Raw genomic sequence first — 21,462 nt, 5'->3', positions numbered from 1 at the left:
TTTCCCGCTCGGCGCATTGATGCTGGCCGCGTCGGTCAGCAGCTGGGCGCAGTCGAACGCCAGCAGCGACACGCCGACGCTCGGCACCGTGACGGTGACCGACCAGGCCGAGATCCAGGGTCGCGACCAGCTCCAGACCACCCGCACCAACATCGGTCGCGGCACGCAGGACATCCGCGACATTCCGCAGTCGCTGAACGTCATCACCGAAAAGCTGATGAACGACGCGAAGCTGGACACGCTGAAGGAAGCCCTGCACTACTCCGCCGGCATCACCTTCGCGGCGACCGAGAACGGTACCGACCAGGACATCCGCCTGCGTGGTTTCCCCGTCGCAACGGTGGGCGACCTGCTCATCGACGGCATGCGCGACCCGTCGCAGTACGACCGCGACACCTTCAACCTCGACCGCATCGAGGTGCTGCGCGGCTCGGCCTCGATGATCTTCGGCCGTGGTTCCACCGGCGGCGTGATCAACCAGGTCAGCAAGAAGCCGCTGCTCGCGGACCAGACCGACATCGTCGGCACCATCGGCTCGCGCGACTTCTATCGCACGACGATCGACATGAACAAGCGCGTCGGCGAAGACGCCGCCTTCCGCATCAACGGCATGTGGAACAACGCCGACAACGGCGGCGCGAAGATCGACAAGTACGGCATCGCGCCGACCTACAGCTGGGGCATCGGCACGCGCGACGAATTCAGTGTCGGGCTGTTCTACCTGGACGTGGACAACGTGCCCCTGGCCGGCACGCGCTATCTCTCCAACGGCACCTTCGCCAACGGCGTGGCGCAAAGCACCATCCCGAACCTCCAGCCGGGCGCCTTCTACGGCGCGGCGAGCGACTACCTGCGCGGCAAGGCGCAGTACGGCAACGGCTCGTGGACCCACACCTTCGATGACGGCGGCCAGGTGCGCACGCAGATTCGCAGCGGCACCTTCGAGCGCTCGCAGTGGGGCACGACCGCGAGCTTCTGCAACTCGGCGCCGATCGTGAGCGGCAACACCGTCACCTGCCGCACCGCGACCAACGCGGCCAATCTCACGCCGCTGACCTACGTGTACCGCAACGGGCTCGCGCCGCGCAGCGACGAGTACAAGGGCACCTACCTGCAGAGCGACTACAGCAACACCTTCAACTGGGGAGGCCTGAAGCATGAAGTGCTGACCGGCGTGGATTGGGCGGACGAATCGGCCGACCGTTTCAGCGCCTTCGGCACCGTCGGCACCAACTACTTCAAGGGCATCACGCGCGTGGGGCTGCCCAACGACGGCTACTACGCCTCGCTCTCGCCGACCTACCGCAAGACCACCGACTACTCGGCGAACAACTACGGCATCTACTTCCAGGACCTGGTGCAGATCGCCCCGGACTGGAAGCTGCTCGGCGGCATCCGCTGGGACGACTTCAGCGGCGACTTCAACCAGATCAGCTACGCCAACACCAACGCCATCGTGCCGAACGCCGTCGCGAAGACGAGCATGTCGGACTCGGTGTGGAGCTACCGCGCCGGCGTGCTGTACCAGCCGTCGCCGACGCAGTCGTACCACCTGTCGTACAGCACGTCGTTCAACACCGCGGCCGACACGTACCAGTACGTGACCCCGCAGAACGCGAACACGCCGCCGGAAGAAAGCCGCAACATCGAACTCGGCGCCAAGCTCGACTGGCTGGATGGCAAGCTCTCCACGCGCGCCGCGCTCTTCCGCACCGAGAAGTTCAACGAGCGCACCACCGACTCGGACTTCGCCGGCACGAGCTACCTGCTGTCGGGCAAGCGCCACTCGCAAGGCCTGGAGCTCGAAGTCGTCGGCCGCCTCACGCCGCAGTGGGAGGTCTACGCCTCGTACGCCTACATCCCCGATGCCAAGATCGACCGCGCCGGCAGCACGCAGGCGAACATCGTCGGCTCGCGCGTCGGCCTCACGCCGAAGAACAGCGGCGCGGTGTGGGTCAGCTACCAGGCGACGCAGAAGTTCCGCGCGGCCGCCGGCATCCGTGGCGCGTCGGAGAACCGTCCGCTGCAGGGTACGACCGGCGCGGCCTCGACGACGGCCTACGTTCCCGGCTACGTGGTGGGCGATCTCATGTTTGAATACAAGTTCACCCCGGACGTCTACGCCCAGCTCAACGTGACCAACGTCACCAACAAGCTGTATGGCGACCAGCTCTATCCGGGCTTCGTCATCGCCGGCGCCCAGCGGACTTACCAGGCGACCTTCGGCGTGCGTTTCTGAGAGGATCGACACCATGCTGCTGCACGTCCGTGAAGTGCTCACCCGCGACGAGGTCGCGCAAGCCCGCAAGATCCTGGCGGGGGCACCCTGGGAGGACGGACGGCTGACGGCCGGCGAGCAGTCCGCGCGCGCCAAGAACAACGAGCAGTTGCGCGAGGACTGCGACGAGACCCGCGCGGTGCAGCAACTGCTGCTGCGCGGGCTCGAGCGCCACCAGATCTTCTTCTCGGCGGCGCTGCCCAAGCAGATCTCGCCGCCGCTCTTCAACCGCTACGGCGGCGAGGCCAACAGCTTCGGCAACCACGTCGACAGCGCGGTGCGCTTCCTGCGCAATGGCGCGGGCCGCGTGCGCACCGATGTCTCGTGCACTGTCTTCCTCTGCGATCCCGACGAGTACGACGGCGGCGAACTCGTCGTCGAGGACACCTTCGGCGAGCAGCGCGTGAAGCTGCCCGCGGGCGACATGGTGCTCTACCCGGGCACCAGCGTTCACCGCGTGCTGCCGGTCTCGCGCGGCCATCGCGTGGCGAGCTACTTCTGGATCCAGAGCATGATCCGCAGCGACGAGCAGCGCAGGCTGCTCTTCGACATGGACAACCATTTGCGGCACCTGCGCAGCACCGTGGGCGAGACCGATCCCGGCGTGATCGGCCTCACGAGCACCTATCACAACCTGCTGCGCATGTGGCTCGACGTTTGAGCGGCGGCGCGCGGCTTTCTTCTTTTCGAGTTCTTCGAGGTCATTCCCATGCAAGCATCCCTCATCACCAAGACCGGCCTTGCCGCGCTGGCCCTTTGCCTCGCGGGCGGCGCCGCAGCGCAGTACGTCAATCACGACAGCGTGAAGTGCGAGGCCATTCCCAAGGAAGAGATGAAGCCCCAGATGGAGCTTCAGCGCAAGCTGACCGGCGAAGGCTGGAAGGTGCGTCAGGTGAAGAACTTCAACGGCTGCTACGAGGTGTACGGCTTCGACGCCAGCGGCAAGCGCGTCGAAGCCTTCTTCAACCCCAAGACCTTCGACAAGGTCGGCGAAGTCAAGCAACCCGATTGAGCGCGCGCTGATGCCGAACCCGCGGGACACGGTCCGTGTGTGGGACCCTGCGCAGCGGATCCTCCACTGGGTTCTCGTGATCTCGGTCGCGCTGGCCTGGTGGGCCGGCGAAGGCCGGCTCGCGCTGCACGTCCGCGTGGGCTATGTGGCGCTTGCGATCGTCGTCGTCCGCATCGTGTGGGGCCTGTTCGGGAGCCGGCACGCGCGCTTCTCGGACTTCGTCTTCGGCCCGCGCGCGGTGCTCGGATACGTGAAGCGCATCGCGGCCGGCCGGGAAGAGCGGCACCTCGGACACAACCCCCTCGGCGGATGGATGGTGCTGCTGCTGCTCGCGTGCCTCGCGGTCGTCTGCGTGTCCGGGTTTCTCTACACGACCGATGCGTTCTGGGGCGTCGAATGGGTCGAAGAGACGCATCGCGTGTCGGCATGGACGCTCGTGGGCCTGATCGCGGCGCATGTCGCGGGCGTGATCTTCACCAGCATTCGCCACCGCGAGAACCTCGTGGCGGCGATGTTCAGCGGACGCAAGCGGAGCGCATTCGATGGCCATGACTGACGACCAGATCATGAAGGTGGTGGACCGGGCGGTCGACTGCTTTCAGGGCGACCTGAATGATCTCGAGAGCGCCATCGGCATGCTGCTCATCGGACGGCACTATGGTTGGCGCGTGGTGTTCCTGATCCACAGCCCGGCCACCATCCGCAAGTACACCAGGCTGCTCGGCCTCAAGAACCTGAGGGACGTGCTCCCCGAAGTCGGTGTGCTGGCGCACCGCTCCAACGCATGGCGGCTGCTGGACGACGGCAAGAACTTCTGGAAGGTCGTGCGCGGGCAGATCGCCGGCATCCGCAGTTCGAAGGCGGAGCGTTAGACCAGCCCGCGCCGCACGCGGGCGCTCGCCGCATCCACCGCAACCACCAGCACGAACATCGCCCCGATCACGGTCGCGGCCTGCGCCTGCTGGAACAGCGAGAGGTGGAAGTACAGCATCTGCCCGAGCCCGCCGGCACCGACGAAGCCCAGCACGGCTGCGGCGCGAATGTTCATCTCCCAGCGGTACAGGCCGTAGGCCAGCCACTGGTGCCAGGCCATCGGAAGACTGCCGTACAGGAAGGCCGCGACCGCGCCGCTGCCGCTGTCGATCAGGGCGCGTTCCGGTGCCCTGGGCAGGTTCTCCAGCGTTTCGCCGAACAGGCGCCCGAAGACGCCCGTGGTGTGCAGCGCCAGCGCGAGCACCCCGGCGAAGGGGCCGAGTCCGGCGGCCAGCACCATCAGCGTGGCCCAGACCAGCTCGGGCACGCTGCGCAGCACGTTCAGCACGAAGCGCGCGGCCTGCCGCAGCGTCGTGCCGTAGCGGCCCGATGCCGGCAGCGCGAGCACCGCGCCGCCCAGCATGGCGAGCAGCGTGCCGAGCGCAGAAACCGCCAGCGTCTGCAACGCACCCCAGCCGACCTTGGCGAGGAAGGGGCCGGAAAGATCGGGCGGGAAGAACTCGGCGACGAAACGGCCCATCGAGGCGAGCGACTCGCGCCCGAGCAGTGCGCGGAAGTCGATGCCGAGATACACGAAGCTCGCCACCACCGCCACCGCGATGGCGGCTGTCCAGAGCAGGCACGTGAGGCAGGGCCCCGCGGCGCGTGGGCTCATCCCAGCCACCTCCGCAGCTGCACGCTCAGCGCATCCGCGAGCAGCACCAGCAGCAGGAACACGATCAGGATGCTGCTTGCCTCGCCGCCATTGAGCATCTTCATCGACTGGTCCATCAACTGCCCCAGTCCGCCCGCGCCGACGAAGCCCATCACCACCGAGGCCCGCACCGCGCATTCCCAGCGGTAGACGGTATAGGAGGCGAGTTCCTGCGCGGCCGAAGGCAGCAGGCCATAGCAGAGCGCGGCTACGCGGCCGCTACCCGCTTCGAGCAGTGCGCGGGCGGGCCGCGTGTCGCCGGATTCGAGGATCTCCGCGTACACCTTGCCCAGCATGCCGCCGTAGGTGATCGCCAGCGCCAGCACGCCGGCCGCGGGGCCGAGGCCCAGTGCGCGCACGAACACCAGCGCCCAGACCAGTTCGGGAATGGCGCGCAGGGCCGCCATCACGGCGCGCACCACCACGCGCAGCGCCTGCCCGCGTGCGCGGCCGGGACCCGGGCCGATGCGGGAGATCGACAGCGCCTCTGTGGCGAGGAACGAGAGCGGCACGGCGAGCGCGAAGGCGAGGGCGATGCCGGCAGTCGCCATCGCGAGCGTCTCCAGCGTCGCGCGCGCCAGCATGCCGAGGAAGCCGGCATCGAGCGCGGGCGGCACGAAGCCGGCGAGGAAGCCGCCCATCACCCGCAGCGTGGCCGGCGCGAACAGCGCCTGCGGGTGGAACTCGGCGATCACGAGCATCGGCCACAGCACCACCAATGCAGCCAGCAGGTAGCCGAGCCGGCGGCGGGCCAGCGGATCGCGTGGGAGCGTGGCCGACGTGTTCATCGGCATGCGCTCGGGCGCGGGGCGGTGCGGTTCGCGTCCCCCGCGCCTTCGATGTCATGACTGGGCGCCTGCGTCGGCAGCAGGCTGCCTTCGTTCGCGTAGAGCTCCTGCAGCATCGCACGGCTGACCTCGGCGGCCGGCGCATCGAAGACCACGACGCCGCCGCGCAGGCCGACGATCCGGTCGAACCATTTCAGGGCAAGGTCCACCGCATGCAGCGACGCCAGCAGCGCCGCGCCGGTGTTCCGGCTCTGCGCCACCAGCTCGCCCACCGCCATGTCGGCCAGCGTGGGGTCGAGCGCAGAGACAGGCTCGTCGGCGAGGATCAGTTCCGGCGCCTGGTAGAGCACGCGTGCCATGCCCACGCGCTGCAACTGGCCGCCCGAGAGGCGGTCGCAGCGGTCGAAGAGGCGGTCGGCCATATCCAGCCGCGCGAGCGCCGCCTCGGCGCCGGCGATGTCGGACGGCACCAGCAGCGAGCCCAGCGCACGCCAGGGCGACCAGCGGCCGAGCCGCCCGGCCAGCACCGCGGTGACCACCCGCAACCGGGGCGGGATCGGCGGGGCCTGGTGGATCAGCCCGACGCGCGCGCGCAGCGTACGCAGCGCGCCGCCGGACAACTGCCAAGGATGCTCGCCGAGCAGCTCGATGCGGCCCTCGCTTGCGCGCAGGGCGGTGGCGGCCACGCGCAGCAGGCTCGTCTTGCCAGCACCCGAGGGGCCGACCACCGCAACGCGCGCGCCTCGCGGCACCGCAAGCGCGATGCCCTGCAGCGCGCGCTGCCCGTTGGGGTGGACGAGGCCGACATCGTGGAGCGCCAGCGCGGCATCGGCGTTCAACGGTGCGGCCTCCGTCTACTTGATGAGCCCGGCCGAGCGCGCTGCCGCCTCGATGCCGTCGTAGTTCGAGGACTGGGTCGGGATGAACTTCGAGGCCCGCTGCAGCGCGAGGATTTCCTTGTGCGCCGGGTTGGCCGGATCGAGCTGCAGGAATGCGTCCTTGATCTTCTTCTGCACCGCCGGATCCAGGCCGGGCCGCACGGTCCAGTTGTAGTCGTAGTACGGCGCGGTGGTCGCGAGCACGCGCACCTTCGCGACGTTGGGGTTCTTGGCCTCGACCAGCTTGTCCCACACCGAGGCGTTGAGCGCGCCGGCCTCGGCGCGGCCGGCGGCGACGAAAGCCACGGTGGCATCGTGCGCGCCCGAGTAGGCGACGGTCTTGAAGTCCTTGTCCGGATCGATGCCGGCCTGCAGCAGGAAGTGGCGCGGCATCAGGCTGCCCGAGGTCGACGACGGCGCGCCGAACGCGAAGGTGACGCCGCGCAGGTCCTGCAGCGTCTTCGCCTTGCTGTCGATGGGCACGATGAACTTGCTGGTGAAGGCCTCGTCCTCGGCGCGCTGCACCAGCGGCACGGCGCCGCCCTGGGTGCGCAGCCTGGCTTGCACGTAAGTGAAGCCGCCGAGCCAGGCGAGGTCGATCTTGCCGGTGGCCAGACCCTCGACCACGGCCGCGTAGTCGGTCACCGGCGTGAACTGCACGTCCATGCCGGTCTGCTGCTTCAGGTAGTCGCCGAGCGGCTTGAACTTGCGCTGCAGCTCGGTCGGCGCCTCGTCCGGAATGGCCGAGACGCGCAGGGTGCCGGTTTGCGCATGGAGCTGGAGGCTGGCGCCCAGCCCGAACAGGCAGAGCAGGGCGGTCTGGAAGAGGCGTCTTTTCATGATGCTCCGGAGTTTAAGGAAGGGCGGCCGTGCGGAAGCCCGCGAAGACATCGTGCCGGCCGGGCTGGAAGAAGTTGCGATAGCGCGCATCGTGCAACCGCGCTTGCGTCGCGAAGGCACCGCCGCGCAGCTCGCGGTGGTCGCCGAACCAGGGCGCAGAGTAGTCCCGGTACGGCCCGGGCTCGAAGCCGGGATAGGGCGCGAAGGCGTCGGCGGTCCATTCCCACACGCTGCCGCCCCAGGCGAAGCCGCGCTGCGACTGCGCGGCGTGCTCCCACTCGGCCGCGGTGGGCAGGCGCCGGCCGGCCCACCGCGCATAGGCCTCGGCTTCCCATGCGCTCAGGTGGATCGCGGGCTGTTGCGGGTCGAGCGGGCGCCACTGGTCGAACCAGCGTGTTTCCCATCCGTCGTCGGCTCGTCGCCAGCGGGCGGGATGGCGGCGCGGCTGCGCGGCGCGCCATGTGCCTGCCTCGCCGGGCCACAGGGCGGGATCGTCGTAGCCGCCTGCTTCGACGAAGCGAACGTAGCTTCCGGCGCTGACCGGCGTGGCGTCGATCTCGTAAGCGGCCAGATCGACCGCATGTGCGGCGCACTCGTTGTCGAAGGCGAACCCTGGCCTTTCGCCGGGCCAACCGATGTCCACCCGCGTCGCTTGCACCGCGATCGGCGGCGCTTCGACCATTCGCGGCAGCGCCACGCCGGAAGGCGCGGGATAGCCGAGCGTCGCGCGCAGCCATGCGAAAGCCTCGCAATGCATGTCTTCGTGGAACAGCGCCAGCCGATGGAAGTACAGCGAAGCGTCGCTGCCATCCGCTTGCGCCAATGCCCAGAGACAGGCCCTGAGCTGCGCATCGAGCCGTTCGTCGAGCTCGGCGCGCGTGGGCAACGGCGCCGACCAGCGCGCGATGTGCGACAGGCGCGCGGAATCGAACAGCGCATCGGGCCCCGCGATGGCCGCAGGCTGCTGCGCCTGCACATGGCCTTGCCCGTCGACCGTGTGCGGCCCGCGCAGCACCCAGAACTCACCGAACCATGCGAGGTGCGCCAGCTCCCACGCCGGGAGATTCACGCCCGCCTGCCGCGGCACCTGCCATTGCGCGTCGCTCAGGTCGAAAGTCCAGGCGCGCGTGCGGGCGCGGGCTTCGCGCAGGGCGGCTGTCAGGGCCTCGCCGGTGAGGGTGCGCGGATCAGGAGCCATGGCGTTGCGCGCCGGAGCGGCCTGTCAGAATGACGCGATGGGCAAGCCCCGCGTCCTCATCGTTTCGCCAGCGCTGGCCGATGCCAACAACGGCAACTGGCGAACCGCAGCGCGTTGGGGTCGGTTCCTTGCGGGCGTGGCCGAAGTGCGCATCGCGCGAAGCTGGGACGGCGATGTGTGCGACGCCATGATTGCGCTGCACGCACGCCGCTCCGCCGATGCGATCGCGCGGCTGCGCGAGGCGCGGGCGGACTGTCCGATCGCGCTGGTCCTGACCGGCACCGATGTGTACCGGGATATCGCCGAGGACAGATCTGCGAAGCATTCGTTGCAGTGTGCCAGCCAACTGGTCGTGCTGCAGCCCGATGCGCTGGATCGGCTCGGTGCAGTTGAGCGCGCCAAGGCGCGAGTCATCGTTCAGTCAGCCAGCGCGTGGCGCCACCGGCCTGGGACGCGTGGCATCCAACTCGTGGCGGTCGGTCACCTGCGCGAAGAGAAAGACCCGCTCACGCTCATGGCTGCCGCGAAGCGACTGCCTGCCGGCACGCCCATCCGCATCGTCCACATCGGCGAGGCGCTCACGCCCGCGCTGGGCGAAGCGGCGCGCCGGACCATGGCCGAGTGCCCGCACTACCACTGGCTCGGCGGCCTGCCACGCGACACCGCGCGCCGCTGGATTGCCCGCGCCCATGCCCTTGTGCACATGAGCCGCATGGAGGGCGGCGCGCAGGTGGTGATCGAGGCCGTGCGTTCCGGTGTGCCGGTGCTGGCCAGCCGCATCGGCGGCAACCTCGGCCTGCTCGGCGAGGACTACGCGGGATGCTTTCCCGTCGGCGACGATGCAGCGCTCGCGGCCCTGATGCAGCGCTTCGCGGCCGAGCCCGAGTTCGCGGCCCGGCTGTCGGCGCAGTGCGCGCTGCGCGAGCCGGGCTTTCGCCCTGAACACGAATGCAGGCTTGTGCGCGAGCTCCTGCGCGATCTGCTGGGGCCACCATAATTCCTCGCCAACGCCAGATAGAAGGTCCCGCCATGAACGATCAAAGCCCCATCCCCTCGCCCGAAGCGCCCGCGCTGCGACTCACCAGCTTTTCCCACGGTGGCGGCTGCGGCTGCAAGATCGCGCCCGGCGTGCTCTCGGAGATCCTGCAAAAGAGCGGCAGCGGCCTGATCCCGCCCGAGTTGCTGGTCGGCATCGAGACCGCCGACGACGCGGCGGTCTACAAGCTCAACGACGAGCAGGCGCTGATCGCCACCACCGACTTCTTCATGCCCATCGTCGATGACCCCTTCGACTTCGGCCGCATCGCCGCGACGAATGCGATCAGCGATGTCTACGCGATGGGCGGCACGCCGATCATGGCGCTCGCGCTGGTCGCGATGCCGGTCAACCAGTTGCCGCTGGAAGTGATCGGCGAGGTCGTTCGCGGTGGCCAGGCGGTCTGCCGCGAGGCGGGTATTCCGATCGCGGGCGGCCACACCATCGACTCGGTCGAGCCTATCTACGGGCTCGTGGTGATGGGGCTGGTGCATCCGAAGCGCCTCAAGCGCAATGCCGATGCGAAGGCGGGTGACGTGCTCATCCTCGGCAAGCCGCTTGGCGTGGGCGTGCTGTCGGCCGCGCTCAAGAAGCAGAAGCTCGATGCCGAGGGCTATGCCCAGCTCATCGCCAACACCACGCGCCTGAACAAGCCGGGCACCGCGCTGGCAGCACTCGATGGCGTGCATGCGTTGACCGACGTGACCGGCTTCGGCCTGGCCGGCCATGCGCTGGAGATGGCGCGTGGCGCCGGCTTGTGCGCCGTGATCGACTGGGCGAAGGTGCCGCTGCTGCCCGACGTCGCCGCCATGGCTGCCGATGGATTCGTGACGGGTGCTTCGGGCCGCAACTGGGCCGGCTACGGCAGCGAGGTGCAGCTCGATGCCGCGCTGCCGGTTGTCGCGCGCGACTTGCTGACCGATCCCCAGACCTCCGGCGGTCTGCTGGTGAGTTGTGCGCCGGAGAGTGCGCAGGAGGTGCTGGCGTTGTTCCACGCACAAGGCTTCGAAGCCGCGTGCGTGATCGGGCGCATGGAAGAAGGCCAGGGCCTGCGCGTCGACGCCTAAGGACGAGCCGCTTCGCGGGCGCTCACGAGCGCGATCCCGGCGAGCACCAGCACGCTGCCGGCGACGAACGGCACTTCGATCGCTTCGCCGAGCAGTCCGACGCCGAGCAGGACGCCGAACAGTGGCGTGAGGAACGAAAACACGCCGAGCCGCGAAGCGAGATAGCGGCGCAGCAGCCAGAACCAGGTCAGGAAGCTCGCGAAGGACACGACGAGGCTCTGGAAGCCCAGGTGTGCCCAGACGATCGCGGACCGCTCGAAATGCCACTGTCCGGTCAGCCACGCGAGCGGCAGCAGCAGGACGAAGGCGCCGAGCAACTGGTAGAGCAGCGTCTCGGTCGCCGGGGCCGACGCCAATGTCGAGCACCGGATCGTGACCGTTGTCGCACCCCAGGCCAGGCCAGCCAGCAGCGCGAGACCATCGCCGAGCAGCGCACGATGGTCCACATGTCCCCATGAAGCGGCGTCGACGCCCAGAAACGCCAGCGTGATGCCCGCGAACGCGACCGCGATGCCGGTCATCTGCCGTGCCCTGAGCCGCTCGGCCGGCAGGCGCAGGTGCAGGCCGATGGCGGCGAAGATCGGTGCGGTGTAGAGGAAGACGACCACATGCGAGGCCGCGGTCAGGCGCAGCGCCTCGGCCACCAGCAGGTACTCGATGCCGAAGAGCGCGCCGACCGCCAGCCCCGGCTTCCATCGACCGGCGCCCGGTATTTCGCCGCGCCGGTGCATGAGCAGCGCGAGCAGCACCAGCGCGATGGCGGAGCGGATCGCCACCATCAGCATGGGGCTGGCCTGGTCGGCGATGGCCTTCAGCGAAATCTGCTGCAGGCTCCAGGTCAGGCACAGCAGCGTCATCACGCCGGTCGCGCGCGCATCGAGCTGGCCGGGCGCGACGGGCCGCTGGACGGCTGCGGATGTGGCGAAAGGGGAAGAAGCGGAACTCATGATGACTGCACTGTGCCGTGCACAGCTTGAAGCGAAAAGCGCATAATTTTTCTGTGACCCATTCGCTTATCGAATACATGTACCCATGCAGGACTTGCAGATCGACTGGTTGAAAAGCTTCGTCGCGGCCGTCGACGCGGGCTCGCTGTCGAGTGCTGCGCCCGAGGTCCACCGTTCGCAGTCGGCGGTGAGCATGCAGATCAAGAAACTCGAATCGGCCACCGGATACCGGCTGCTGGTGCGTGGCGCGCGGCAGCTCCAGCTCACGCATGAAGGGCAGACGCTGCTCGGCTATGCCCGTCGCATGCTCGATCTGCACGCGGAGGCACAGGCGGCGCTGCAGGGCGACTCCCTCTCCGGCGTCGTGAAGCTCGGTGTGCCGGACGACTATGCGAGCCGCTATCTCACGCCCGTGCTCAAGCGCTTCGCGCCGCGCCACGGCGGCGTCGAGATCCAGCTCGATTGCGAGCAGTCGACCGCGCTGATTCCGCGCGTGGCCCGTGGCGAGCTCGACCTCGCACTGGTGTCGCGCGACCATCCGCGGCGCGGCACGCTGCTGTTCCACGAGCCCATGGTGTGGGTGGGCTCCGCGCAGTTCGACATCTGGCGCCGCGACCCGCTGCCCATCGCGGTCTATGAAGCGGCGAGTCTCGGGCGGCGCAGCGCGATCAATTCACTCGCGCTGCAGGGGCGTCCTTACAAAGTGGTCTACAACAGCTCCAACCTCGCGGGCCAGATCGCGGCCGTCGAAAGCGGCCTGGCCGTCGCGGCGCTCACGCAATGCAGCGCGCCGCCGCATCTGCGGGTGCTCGGGCCTGATGAAGGTCTCGGTCCGCTGGAGCCGATGGAAGTGGCCCTCTATCGCAGCCAGGCCTCGCGCGGCTCGAAGGCCGTGGACAGCCTTCATCGCATGCTGCTGCAGACGCTGCGCTCGCCGCTGAACGGGTAGCGGTTTCCGCCTCGCCTCCTAAAGGAACGACGAAGTTGGCCGATAGAGAGACGAGGTAGAAAAAATGGCGCCGAGGCGCCGCCAGGAGACCATCGCGTTGCAATTCAACATCTTCCGGCGTCGCGGGCACGCGCTCGAGACCGCCATCACTCAGCCGCTCGCCGAGGACCAGGCCAAGGCGGACGCGGCCGAACCGAACGCTTCGGCGCCCGCGGACGGGTTTCTGACCTACGCGCTTCAACTGGATGCACAGCGACAAATCAAGGGCTACAAGTTCGATTGGCGCGCAGTGTCGGATACCGCCAGCGATTGCTACCGCTTCAGGGCGGTTCTCTCCACGGTGGTGTCGAACCTCAAGAGCGCCAAGGGGGGCTGGCGGCTGGGCAAGCTGGTGGTCTACCTTGACGCAACCGCCGAGGGCTTGGCCTTCAAGGAGCTCCAGGCGCTCCCGCCGGAAAGCGTGGTCCTTTGTCTGCGCCTCGCCGAGCTGGCGGACAAGAAACTGCGTCCCAGGCTCGAAGCCCTGCGGGCGCAAGGCTTCGGCATCATGTTGTGCAACGTGGAAGCCTTGCCGGCAGCGCCCGAGCCCCGGTCACCCGAGGTTGCCGAAGGGGCTGACGCATCCGAGGAAGCCGGGGCGACGGATCCGTTTGGAGGCCTGTCGCTTGTCACGCACCTCGACGTGCTCGACGGACGCAAGGAACTGGTCGACATTGCACGGCACCTTCGGCCTCCGGGAACGCCGGCCATTCATCCGATTGCGACCCGCGTCGCCGGCTGGACAGAGTTCGACGCATACGCCGGACGCCGTCTCGATGCCTTTGTGCGCGGCAGGGAAGCCATCGCCGCGGAGACGGGGGCGGGGGGCGCCATGCATCCGGAGTCCGTGCTGATCATTCGCGTCATGCAGATGATCCAGCGGAACGAGGGCGTGCGGGCCATCGAGGCCGCGCTTGCGCATGACGAAGCGCTCACGGCCCGCTTGCTGCAACACATCAACATACTCGCTGTCGGCCACAACGTGGAGGTGCATTCGCTGCACCACGCGGTCGGACTGCTCGGCTATGCGGCACTGTTCCGGTGGTTGTCCCTGCTGCTGGCGACCAGCACGAAGGCGAGCGGCCTCGCCTACATGACCAAGAAGGCCATCATGCGCGGGCGCTTTGTTGAGCTGATGGGCCAGGGCATGCTGGCGGCGGAGGCGTCCGACGAGCTGTTCCTCGCAGGCATGTTCTCGCTGATTGACCGTGTGCTGGGTGTGCCGATGCAAGAGGTGCTCGCGAAGGTGCATCTGCCCGAGCCGGTGCAGGAAGCGATCAGGACTCGAGGCGGCGTGTACGGCCCGCTCGTTGCCCTTGCCGAATCCTGTGAAACCGACGCCAGCGAAGCGCCAGCACTGGCGGCATCGATTGGTCTCAGCGCGGAGAAGGTCAATGCTTCACACCTGTCCGCGATAGCCTGGGCGCTGGACGTGAACCCGGCAAAGGCGAGGTAGTCGCCAGAAGCGGCGGCATGGCGGTTAGCGCTCGCGTAGGCCGCGTGCAGCGCGTCGCTGAAGGCCCAGAAGCCCGGATCGGCCAGGAGGGCAAATCGGCGGCGTTGCATGAGGCGCGAGTGTGGCATCTCCGGCCGTGGCTCATGTCGCGAAGCGGCGCCGGTATTCCGCGAGACTGACGCCGAGTCGCCGGCCGAACGCGCGCCGGAAGCCATCCACGTTCGCATAACCGACCGCGTCGGCCAGCCGCTTCGCCGGAAGGTCGGACTCCTCGGCCAGGCGGCGGGCGGCATCGATCCTTGCGTTCTCGACGAACTCCGCGGGCGTCGTGCCGGTTTCGCTGCGGAAGATGCGCGCAAAGGTCCTCTCGCTCATGCGGGCGCGCGAGGCGAGGGCGGGTACGGAGAGGTCGTCCTTCAGGTGGGCCAGCACATGGTCCTGGATCTCGCGCACGCTGGAGCGCTCGGACGTCTGCGCTGCCAGATGCGCGCTGAACTGGCTCTGCCCGCCGGGGCGCTTGAGGAACATCACCAGTTCGCGGGCCACGCGAAGCGCGAGTTCACGACCGTGGTCTTCCTCCACCATCGCCAGCGCGAGGTCCATGCCGGCGGTCACGCCGGCAGAGGTGAAGAGCTTGCCGTCCTTCACGTAGATTGCGTCCGCTTCGACGCAGGCCCGGGGGTACGCCGCCGCGAGGCGAGCGGTGGAGTTCCAGTGCGTCGCGACCCGCTTGCCGTCGAGCAAGCCGGCGGCTGCCAGCACGAACGCGCCGCTGCAGACAGAGCCGTAGCGCCTCACCGAGCGGGACTGCCGACGCAACCAGCCATGCAGCCGCTCGTCCGCCGCCATGTCGTCGATGTCGGGACTGCCAGCGACCAGCAGGGTGTCGATGGGGCCGCGATGCGTCGCGACGGTCGAGTCGACCGCGATGCGCAGACCGCTGCTGCTCTTGAGCGTGCCCGCCTGGCTGCCGATCACCTGCACCTGATAGGCCCGCGGCTTGCCAAGTTGACGCGCGGCTTCCGCAAAGACGTCCGCGGGCCCGGCGACATCGAGCAACTGAACGCGCGGAAAGGCAAGGATGGCGACGCGCATGGCTGACAAGGCTCACTGATTGGCAGAAAACGCCGTCAGGCGACGCGGACGGCGATCACAGTTTGGCAGAAACTAACTGCACCTGCAAATTCAGCCAAAGGAGTGAAGACCATGCAAGCCCCATCGATGAACCCGGCCTTCCCGGCGACTTCCGCCACCGGCGGGGCCTCGATCCGCAATTTGCCCGTGAACCTGTTCGGCTCGGTGATGGGCCTGTCGGGGCTCGCGCTCGCCTGGCGGCTCGCGCATCACAGCCTCGGTGCGCCTGCGCTGGTGGGCGAGGCGATCGGCGCCTTTGCGTTCGGCGTCTTCGTGCTGATCTCGCTCGGCTACGTTGCAAAGCTCGCGAAGCATCCGGGAGCGGTGCATGCGGAGTTCCATCACCCGGTGGCCGGCAACTTCTTTGGCACCATCGTGATCTCGCTGCTGCTGCTCTCGGCGGTGGCCGCGCCGTACAGCGAAGCCATCGGGCGCGTGATCTGGACGACGGGTGTGCTGGCGACCTTCGCGCTCAGCTATGTGGTCGTTTCCAGGCTGCTCAAGGGGCAGGTCGACGCGTCGCATGCGGTGCCCGCGTGGCTGATTCCGGGCGTGGCCACGCTCGACATCGCGGTGACCGGTGGACACATGCCGATGGCCTGGGCGCCGGAACTCAACCTGCTGGCCGTGGCCGTCGGCGGGGTGCTGGCGCTGGTGCTCTTCGCGCTGATCGTCAACCGGCTGGTGCACCAGTCGCCGCTCGCGCCGCTCATGACGCCGTCGCTGATGATCCTCGTCGCGCCGTTTGCGGTCGGCTTCCTCGCGTACGCCAACATCGCTGGCGGTGTCGACCGCTTCGCCGGGCTGCTCTTCTACTTCGCGCTGTTCATGTTCACGGTGATCGCGCCCAAGGTGTTCCGGCCCAGCGTCACCTTTTCCTCGGCCTGGTGGGCGATCAGTTTCCCGATGGCGGCGCTGGTCAACGCGGCGCTGAAGTACGCGGAGTTCCGCGACGCCGTGCCGCTCAACATCCTCGCCATGGTGCTGCTCGGCGTGTTGAGCCTGGTCCTGGTGGTACTGACCGCGCGCACCGTGCGGATCGTGTTCAACGGCAGGCTGTTCACTTGAGGCGCGCGCTTCTCGGCCCGAAGTCGACCGGCAGGTTGCCCTCGGACTTCACTTCCCTGAGCACGATCGCCGAGCGCACATGCGTGACGCCGGCCTGCTCGAACAGCGTGGTGTGCAGGAATTTCTCGTAGTGCTTGATGTCCGGCACATGCACCGTGAGGATGTAGTCGGCCGGGCCCGTGGCCGACACGCAGCGCACGATCGCCGGGCTGGCCTCGACGGCCCTCTCGAAGTCGCGCACCTTCGATTCGTTGTGCCGGTCCAGATTCACTTCGGTCACCGCCGCGAGGTTGAGGCCGACCTTCTCGCGGTCGATGACCACGGTGTAGCCGCGGATCACGCCCGCGGCTTCCATCTCCTTGATGCGGCGCCAGCAGGGGGTGGACGACAGGCCGATCTTGTCCGCGATCTGTTGCACCGTCTGCCGCGCGTCGCGCTGCAGCTCGAGCAGGATCTGCATCGAATAGTGATCGAGAGGAATGGAATCGTCATTCATGGCGTAATTCGAGAATGAAATTCTCGTATCGAGGGTCTATTCGGGCGCAATTGAGAGAATATTACTCGGCGTCGAGAAGAACAATCCCCGGATGAGCTCGACCCCCAATCCCCCCACGATCCGGCGCCCCGACTACCAGCTTTCCGACAGCCTCTGGGCACGTTCGGGCGCGATCTTCCTGACCGGCACGCAGGCGCTTGTGCGCATCCTTTTGATGCAGCGCCAGCGCGATGCGGCGCGGGGCCTCAACACGCAAGGTTTCGTCAGCGGCTACCGCGGATCGCCGCTCGGCATGGTCGACCAGGCGATCTGGAAGGCCGGCCCGGCCTTCAAGGAAGCCGGCATCCGCTTCGTGCCCGCGATCAACGAAGAGCTAGGCGCCACCCAGGTGCTCGGCACCCAGCGCGTCGAATCCGACCCCGAGCGCACCGTCGACGGCGTGTTCGCGATGTGGTACGGCAAGGGCCCCGGCGTGGACCGCGCGGGCGATGCGCTCAAGCACGGCAACGCCTATGGCTCGTCGCCCCACGGCGGTGTGCTGGTGGTGGCGGGCGACGATCACGGCTGCGTGTCGTCGTCGATGCCGCACCAGAGCGACCATGCCTTGGCCGCATGGAGCATGCCGGTCATGCAGCCGGCCAACGTCGCCGAGTACCTGGAGTTCGGCCTGTACGGCTACGAGCTCTCGCGCTATTCCGGCGCATGGGTGGGCATGGCCGCGCTGTCCGAAGTGGTCGAGAGCGCGGGCACCGTGGACCTCGACCTGATCGATTCGCGCATCGCCACCTGGGCCGACGCCGACACGGTGCGCGCTGCCACCGGCCATCGCGCGCCGGCCGATGGCCTGCACTACCGCTGGCCCGACCTGCCGTCGCTGCGCATCGAATCGCGCCTCGCGGACAAACTGGAAGCCGTCGCGGCCTTCTCGCGCGTCAACAGCATCGACCGCCACGTGATCGAGAGCCCGCAGGCCAAGGTCGGCATCGTCACCTGCGGCAAGGCGCACTACGACCTGATGGAAGTGCTGCGCCGCCTCGAAGTCACGCCCGAGAGCCTCGCGCGCGTGGGCGTGCGGCTCTACAAGGTGGGCCTGAGCTTCCCGGTCGAGCAGACCCGCATGAAGGCCTTTGCCGAGGGACTCGACGAGATCCTCATCGTGGAAGAGAAGGGCGCGATCGTCGAGACGCAGCTGCGCGACATGTTCTACAACGCGCCGCCGAATGCGCGCCCCGCGCTGGTCGGCAAGCACGGCCGGGACGGCAAGCCGCTGGTGTCCGCGCTCGGCGAGCTTCGGCCGTCGCGCCTCATCGAGCTCGTGGCGCACTGGCTGTCGGAGCACTTCCCCGGCAACGCCGAGCTCGGCGACCACTTCCGGCATGTGCGCGACTTCACCGTGCCCGAGCTGCTGAGCAACGACGGCGACAGCGTCAAGCGACTGCCGTACTTCTGCGCGGGCTGCCCGCACAACACCAGCACCAAGGTGCCCGAAGGCTCGACCGCGCGCGCCGGCATCGGCTGCCACTTCATGGCCAACTGGATGGACCGCAGCACCGCCGGCCTGATCCAGATGGGCGGCGAGGGCGTGGACTGGGTGTCGCACTCGATGTTCACGCGCACGCCGCACGTCTTCCAGAACCTCGGCGACGGCACCTACTACCACTCGGGTTATCTCGCGATCCGTCAGGCGGTCGCGGCCAAGGCGACGATCACCTACAAGATCCTCTTCAACGACGCGGTCGCGATGACCGGCGGGCAGCCGGTGGACGGCGTCATCAGCGTCGATGCGATCGCGCGGCAGGTCGAGTCCGAAGGCGTGAAGCAGGTGGTGGTGGTGAGCGATGAGATCGGCAAGTACGACGCGATCAAGAGCCGCTTTCCCGCGGGCACCGAGTTCCACGATCGCGCTGAGCTCGATGCGGTGCAGCGCCGCCTGCGCGAGATTCCTGGCGTGACCGTGCTCATCTACGAGCAGACCTGCGCGGCCGAGAAGCGCCGCCGCCGCAAGAAGGGCGAGATGGTCGATCCGGCCAAGCGCCTGTTCATCAACGAAGCAGTCTGCGAAGGCTGCGGCGACTGCAGCGTGCAGAGCAACTGCGTCGCGGTGCTGCCGCACGAAACCGATCTGGGCCGCAAGCGCAAGATCGACCAGACCAGCTGCAACAAGGACTATTCGTGCGCCAAGGGCTTCTGCCCGAGCTTCGTCGGCGTAACCGGCGGCGCGCTGCGCAAGAAGAGCGGCGCGCTGGCTGCTGGCCGCGATGCCTTCCTCGCGCACGTCGCCGCGCTGCCGCGCCCGGCTTCGCACACCTGGGATGCGCCCTATGACCTGCTCGTGACCGGCGTCGGCGGCACCGGCGTGGTGACCGTGGGCGCGGTGATCGCGATGGCTGCGCACCTCGAAGGCAAGTCGGCCAGCGTCCTCGACTTCATGGGCTTCGCGCAGAAGGGCGGCGCGGTGCTGAGCTTCGTGCGTCTCGCCGACACGCCCGCGCGGCTCAACCAGGTGCGCATCGACACGCAGCAGGCCGACGCGATCCTGGCTTGCGATTTCGTTGTCGGCGCATCGGCCGATGCGCTGCAGACGGTGCGCCATGGCCGCACGCGCATCCTCGCGAACACCCACGAGATCCCGGTGGCCGAATCGCTGCGCAATCCGGATGCGGACCTCAAGGTCGAGCTGCTGCTGGAGAAGATGCGCTTCGTCGCCGGCCGCGACCAGGTCGAGACCTTCGATGCGCAGACGATGGCGGAGGAATTCCTCGGCGACACGCTGGCCTCGAACATCCTCGCAACCGGCTACGCATGGCAGCGCGGGCTGATCCCGCTGAGCCTGGAGGCGCTGACGCGCGCGATCGAGCTCAATGGCGTCGCGGTCAAGGCCAACCTCATGGCCTTCTCGCTCGGCCGGCTTGCCGCCGGTGCGCCGCAGGCGGTCGAAGGGCTGCGCGGCTCGGGCGCGAACGACACCGTGGATGAATCGCTGGATGCGCTGATCGCACGTGCGCGTGCGCATCTCACCGGCTACCAGAACGCATCGTGGGCACAGCGCTTCGAGTCGCGCATCCGCAGCATCCAGCAGCGCGAAGCCGCGATCGCCGGCGGCGATCGCACCTTGCCGGTCACGCGCAATGCTGCGCGCAGCCTGCTCAAGCTGATGAGCTACAAGGACGAGTATGAAGTCGCGCGCCTCTACAGCGACGGCAGCTTCCGCGAGAAGCTCGCGGAGCAATTCGAAGGCGACGTGAAGCTGGAGTTCTACATGGCCCCGCCGCTGCTCTCGCGGCCGAAGAACGGACAGGCGCCCGCCAAGATCCGCCTCGGCGCATGGATGCTGCCGGCGATGAAGTGGCTGGCGCACGGCAAGCGCCTGCGCGGCACGACGTTCGATGTGTTCGGCCACACCGGGGAACGGCGGCTCGAGCGGACCCTCATCGGTCAGTTCGAAGCGCGCCTCGACGAGCTGATGGCCGAACTGTCGGCCGGCAACCAGAAGCTCGCGGCGCAGATCGCGGCGGTCCCGATGACGATCCGCGGCTACGGCCATGTGAAGCTCGCCAACCTCGCGCTGGCGCGCGGCCGCGAGGCCGAGCTGATGCATCGCTTCCTGCCCGAGCGCTATCCGCGACCGGCGACGGATGCGAAGGCCGGGCAGATCCGCGGCATCGCGGTGGTCGCGGCCTCCTAGTCGATCCGGTCGGCTGGGGCCGACCCATCGCCGGCGGTCGCCGCTTCGCAGCGACCTGCGTTTCAGCTCCGAATGGGCCGCGGCTCGGGCCTACGGCCAGAGTCTGGCTCCCGGAAGGCCGCTGCATCAGAATTCGTACCCGGTTCATCGTCCTGGGAAAGGAGCCCCGATGTTCGCTGGTCACATCGGTGTCGGCTTGGCATTGGGCCGGGCCGAGCGACGGGTGAATGTGGGCGTGTTCATTGCAGCCGCCCTGTTTCTCGACCTGGTGTTGTGGCTCTTCGTGCTGCTTGGCTGGGAGTCCGTCACGCTGCCCGCGGACTTCGCCAGCACACACCAGGCGGAATTCGTTTTTCCCTACTCGCATGGATTGCTGGCCGCCGTGGGTTGGTCCGCCGTGGCGGGATCGGCGGCGTTCGTTTCGTATGGGCGCCCCGGGTCCTCGAGGTTGCGCGTCGCTGGACTGCTTGCCACGGCTGTCTTCTCGCATTGGCTCCTGGACGCCCTGGTTCACAGACCCGAGCTGCCGCTGGCCGGTGCGGATTCGCCCCAGGTGGGCCTCGGCTTGTGGCACGACATGCCAGCAGCGTTGCTCGTCGAGGCCATCATCGTGGTGCTCGGCCTGTGTCTGTTCATTCCGGGATGCCGCCTGTCTCGCGGCAGGCGGGCCGCACTCACCGTGCTGTCGCTGGTCGTTCTCGTCTTCACGGTCGTCGGCATGACGATCGCGCCACCTCCGCCGTCCCCGCGGGCCATGGCGGCCAGTTCATGCGCGGTTCTCGTGCTGGTCGTGGCGCTGGCATGCGGGTTGGCGGGGCCGTCCCGTGGAGCACCTGCGTGAGTGGATGATGGCCATCCTGGCAACGTCGCTGTACGCTTGGCCCGCGAGAGTTGTGAGACTTCC

20 protein-coding genes are annotated in these 21,462 nt (G+C 68.1%); 12 read left to right on the top strand and 8 right to left on the bottom strand.

What is annotated here, in order from left to right:
- The first annotated feature begins 19 nt into the window (after nt 1–19).
- From BLW05_RS26970 to BLW05_RS26950, 5 genes are read left to right on the top strand one after another with little or no spacing between them, the layout of a single operon-like run.
- Nucleotides 20–2,239, top strand: coding sequence for a TonB-dependent receptor (locus tag BLW05_RS26970; RefSeq protein WP_256330515.1), 2,220 nt, complete (start codon nt 20–22; stop codon nt 2,237–2,239).
- Nucleotides 2,240–2,252: 13 nt separating this feature from the next.
- Nucleotides 2,253–2,939, top strand: a complete 687-nt coding sequence (locus tag BLW05_RS26965; protein ID WP_093166652.1) for a Fe2+-dependent dioxygenase — start codon at nt 2,253–2,255, stop codon at nt 2,937–2,939.
- 48 nt (nt 2,940–2,987) lie between these two features.
- The gene (locus BLW05_RS26960; RefSeq protein WP_093166651.1) at nt 2,988–3,290 is read left to right on the top strand and encodes a PepSY domain-containing protein; all 303 of its coding nucleotides are present in this window, start codon (nt 2,988–2,990) and stop codon (nt 3,288–3,290) included.
- Between the two features lie 10 nt (nt 3,291–3,300).
- Nucleotides 3,301–3,846 (top strand): cytochrome b/b6 domain-containing protein, encoded by a 546-nt coding sequence (locus BLW05_RS26955; RefSeq protein WP_093166650.1) that lies wholly within the window; start codon nt 3,301–3,303, stop codon nt 3,844–3,846.
- On the top strand, nt 3,833–4,162 hold the full coding sequence (locus BLW05_RS26950; protein WP_256330514.1) for a hypothetical protein: 330 nt from the start codon (nt 3,833–3,835) through the stop codon (nt 4,160–4,162). Before BLW05_RS26955 ends, BLW05_RS26950 begins: the two co-directional genes overlap by 14 nt.
- On the opposite strand, the gene phnE is transcribed toward BLW05_RS26950, so the two are convergent.
- From phnE to senA, 5 genes are read right to left on the bottom strand one after another with little or no spacing between them, the layout of a single operon-like run.
- Nucleotides 4,159–4,938 carry a phosphonate ABC transporter, permease protein PhnE gene (gene phnE, locus BLW05_RS26945; RefSeq protein ID WP_093166649.1) on the bottom strand — a complete coding sequence of 260 codons (780 nt, stop codon included), beginning with the start codon at nt 4,936–4,938 and terminating at the stop codon, nt 4,159–4,161. The two genes, BLW05_RS26950 and phnE, sit on opposite strands and share 4 nt — an antisense overlap.
- Nucleotides 4,935–5,765, bottom strand: a complete 831-nt coding sequence (locus tag BLW05_RS26940) for a PhnE/PtxC family ABC transporter permease (RefSeq protein WP_093166648.1) — start codon at nt 5,763–5,765, stop codon at nt 4,935–4,937. The genes phnE and BLW05_RS26940 overlap by 4 nt, the downstream gene beginning before the upstream one ends.
- The gene (locus tag BLW05_RS26935; protein ID WP_093166647.1) at nt 5,762–6,604 is read right to left on the bottom strand and encodes a phosphonate ABC transporter ATP-binding protein; all 843 of its coding nucleotides are present in this window, start codon (nt 6,602–6,604) and stop codon (nt 5,762–5,764) included. The genes BLW05_RS26940 and BLW05_RS26935 overlap by 4 nt, the downstream gene beginning before the upstream one ends.
- Before the next feature lie 15 nt (nt 6,605–6,619).
- On the bottom strand, nt 6,620–7,483 hold the full coding sequence (locus BLW05_RS26930) for a putative selenate ABC transporter substrate-binding protein (protein ID WP_093166646.1): 864 nt from the start codon (nt 7,481–7,483) through the stop codon (nt 6,620–6,622).
- Nucleotides 7,484–7,496: 13 nt separating this feature from the next.
- Nucleotides 7,497–8,681, bottom strand: coding sequence for a selenoneine synthase SenA (gene senA, locus BLW05_RS26925; RefSeq protein WP_093166645.1), 1,185 nt, complete (start codon nt 8,679–8,681; stop codon nt 7,497–7,499).
- A gap of 37 nt (nt 8,682–8,718) precedes the next feature.
- On the opposite strand from senA, the gene senB reads away from it, so the two are divergent.
- A complete protein-coding gene (gene senB / locus BLW05_RS26920) occupies nt 8,719–9,678 on the top strand; it encodes a selenoneine biosynthesis selenosugar synthase SenB (protein ID WP_093166770.1) in 960 nt (319 codons plus the stop codon).
- A gap of 32 nt (nt 9,679–9,710) precedes the next feature.
- The gene (selD, locus tag BLW05_RS26915) at nt 9,711–10,784 is read left to right on the top strand and encodes a selenide, water dikinase SelD (RefSeq protein ID WP_093166644.1); all 1,074 of its coding nucleotides are present in this window, start codon (nt 9,711–9,713) and stop codon (nt 10,782–10,784) included.
- On the opposite strand, the gene BLW05_RS26910 is transcribed toward selD, so the two are convergent.
- Nucleotides 10,781–11,731 (bottom strand): DMT family transporter, encoded by a 951-nt coding sequence (locus tag BLW05_RS26910; protein WP_093166643.1) that lies wholly within the window; start codon nt 11,729–11,731, stop codon nt 10,781–10,783. The genes selD and BLW05_RS26910 overlap by 4 nt on opposite strands.
- An 85-nt stretch (nt 11,732–11,816) precedes the next feature.
- Here BLW05_RS26910 and BLW05_RS26905 point away from each other — a divergent pair, with 85 nt between their 5' ends.
- Together BLW05_RS26905 and BLW05_RS26900 are read left to right on the top strand one after the other, a co-directional pair.
- Entirely contained in the window at nt 11,817–12,680 is an 864-nt protein-coding gene (locus BLW05_RS26905; RefSeq protein WP_093166642.1) for a LysR family transcriptional regulator, read from the top strand.
- Nucleotides 12,681–12,777: 97 nt separating this feature from the next.
- The gene (locus tag BLW05_RS26900; protein WP_256330513.1) at nt 12,778–14,175 is read left to right on the top strand and encodes an EAL and HDOD domain-containing protein; all 1,398 of its coding nucleotides are present in this window, start codon (nt 12,778–12,780) and stop codon (nt 14,173–14,175) included.
- Nucleotides 14,176–14,316: 141 nt separating this feature from the next.
- Here BLW05_RS26900 and BLW05_RS26895 read toward each other — a convergent pair whose 3' ends face one another.
- Complete coding sequence (locus BLW05_RS26895; protein ID WP_093166640.1) at nt 14,317–15,270, bottom strand: GlxA family transcriptional regulator; 954 nt, start codon at nt 15,268–15,270, stop codon at nt 14,317–14,319.
- Nucleotides 15,271–15,381: 111 nt separating this feature from the next.
- Here BLW05_RS26895 and BLW05_RS26890 point away from each other — a divergent pair, with 111 nt between their 5' ends.
- Nucleotides 15,382–16,377: an SLAC1 anion channel family protein gene (locus BLW05_RS26890; protein ID WP_093166639.1), complete on the top strand. Its 996-nt coding sequence runs from the start codon at nt 15,382–15,384 to the stop codon at nt 16,375–16,377.
- On the opposite strand, the gene BLW05_RS26885 is transcribed toward BLW05_RS26890, so the two are convergent.
- The gene (locus tag BLW05_RS26885) at nt 16,370–16,873 is read right to left on the bottom strand and encodes an Lrp/AsnC family transcriptional regulator (RefSeq protein ID WP_093166638.1); all 504 of its coding nucleotides are present in this window, start codon (nt 16,871–16,873) and stop codon (nt 16,370–16,372) included. The genes BLW05_RS26890 and BLW05_RS26885 overlap by 8 nt on opposite strands.
- Before the next feature lie 91 nt (nt 16,874–16,964).
- Here BLW05_RS26885 and BLW05_RS26880 point away from each other — a divergent pair, with 91 nt between their 5' ends.
- Together BLW05_RS26880 and BLW05_RS26875 are read left to right on the top strand one after the other, a co-directional pair.
- Complete coding sequence (locus BLW05_RS26880) at nt 16,965–20,558, top strand: indolepyruvate ferredoxin oxidoreductase family protein (RefSeq protein ID WP_093166637.1); 3,594 nt, start codon at nt 16,965–16,967, stop codon at nt 20,556–20,558.
- A gap of 169 nt (nt 20,559–20,727) precedes the next feature.
- On the top strand, nt 20,728–21,399 hold the full coding sequence (locus tag BLW05_RS26875) for a hypothetical protein (RefSeq protein ID WP_093166636.1): 672 nt from the start codon (nt 20,728–20,730) through the stop codon (nt 21,397–21,399).
- Nucleotides 21,400–21,462 lie beyond the last annotated feature (63 nt).

The organism is Variovorax sp. YR216 (genome assembly GCF_900107745.1).
Classification (GTDB): domain Bacteria; phylum Pseudomonadota; class Gammaproteobacteria; order Burkholderiales; family Burkholderiaceae_C; genus Variovorax.
Note: the sequence above shows the minus strand (reverse complement) of the source record. Positions and strands in the feature narration are given on the sequence as shown.

Excerpts from the sequence above, each read along its gene's own strand:
- BLW05_RS26970 (WP_256330515.1), top strand. The coding sequence starts at position 20 with ATGCTGGCCGCGTCGGTCAGCAGCTGGGCGCAGTCGAACGCCAGCAGC.
- senA (WP_093166645.1), bottom strand. The coding sequence starts at position 8,681 with ATGGCTCCTGATCCGCGCACCCTCACCGGCGAGGCCCTGACAGCCGCC.
- BLW05_RS26905 (WP_093166642.1), top strand. The coding sequence starts at position 11,817 with ATGCAGGACTTGCAGATCGACTGGTTGAAAAGCTTCGTCGCGGCCGTC.
- BLW05_RS26885 (WP_093166638.1), bottom strand. The coding sequence starts at position 16,873 with ATGAATGACGATTCCATTCCTCTCGATCACTATTCGATGCAGATCCTG.
- BLW05_RS26910 (WP_093166643.1), bottom strand. The coding sequence starts at position 11,731 with ATGAGTTCCGCTTCTTCCCCTTTCGCCACATCCGCAGCCGTCCAGCGG.
- BLW05_RS26895 (WP_093166640.1), bottom strand. The coding sequence starts at position 15,270 with ATGCGCGTCGCCATCCTTGCCTTTCCGCGCGTTCAGTTGCTCGATGTC.
- selD (WP_093166644.1), top strand. The coding sequence starts at position 9,711 with ATGAACGATCAAAGCCCCATCCCCTCGCCCGAAGCGCCCGCGCTGCGA.
- BLW05_RS26965 (WP_093166652.1), top strand. The coding sequence starts at position 2,253 with ATGCTGCTGCACGTCCGTGAAGTGCTCACCCGCGACGAGGTCGCGCAA.
- phnE (WP_093166649.1), bottom strand. The coding sequence starts at position 4,938 with ATGAGCCCACGCGCCGCGGGGCCCTGCCTCACGTGCCTGCTCTGGACA.
- BLW05_RS26955 (WP_093166650.1), top strand. The coding sequence starts at position 3,301 with ATGCCGAACCCGCGGGACACGGTCCGTGTGTGGGACCCTGCGCAGCGG.
- BLW05_RS26890 (WP_093166639.1), top strand. The coding sequence starts at position 15,382 with ATGCAAGCCCCATCGATGAACCCGGCCTTCCCGGCGACTTCCGCCACC.
- BLW05_RS26940 (WP_093166648.1), bottom strand. The coding sequence starts at position 5,765 with ATGAACACGTCGGCCACGCTCCCACGCGATCCGCTGGCCCGCCGCCGG.
- BLW05_RS26880 (WP_093166637.1), top strand. The coding sequence starts at position 16,965 with ATGAGCTCGACCCCCAATCCCCCCACGATCCGGCGCCCCGACTACCAG.
- senB (WP_093166770.1), top strand. The coding sequence starts at position 8,719 with ATGGGCAAGCCCCGCGTCCTCATCGTTTCGCCAGCGCTGGCCGATGCC.
- BLW05_RS26950 (WP_256330514.1), top strand. The coding sequence starts at position 3,833 with ATGGCCATGACTGACGACCAGATCATGAAGGTGGTGGACCGGGCGGTC.
- BLW05_RS26960 (WP_093166651.1), top strand. The coding sequence starts at position 2,988 with ATGCAAGCATCCCTCATCACCAAGACCGGCCTTGCCGCGCTGGCCCTT.
- BLW05_RS26930 (WP_093166646.1), bottom strand. The coding sequence starts at position 7,483 with ATGAAAAGACGCCTCTTCCAGACCGCCCTGCTCTGCCTGTTCGGGCTG.
- BLW05_RS26875 (WP_093166636.1), top strand. The coding sequence starts at position 20,728 with ATGTTCGCTGGTCACATCGGTGTCGGCTTGGCATTGGGCCGGGCCGAG.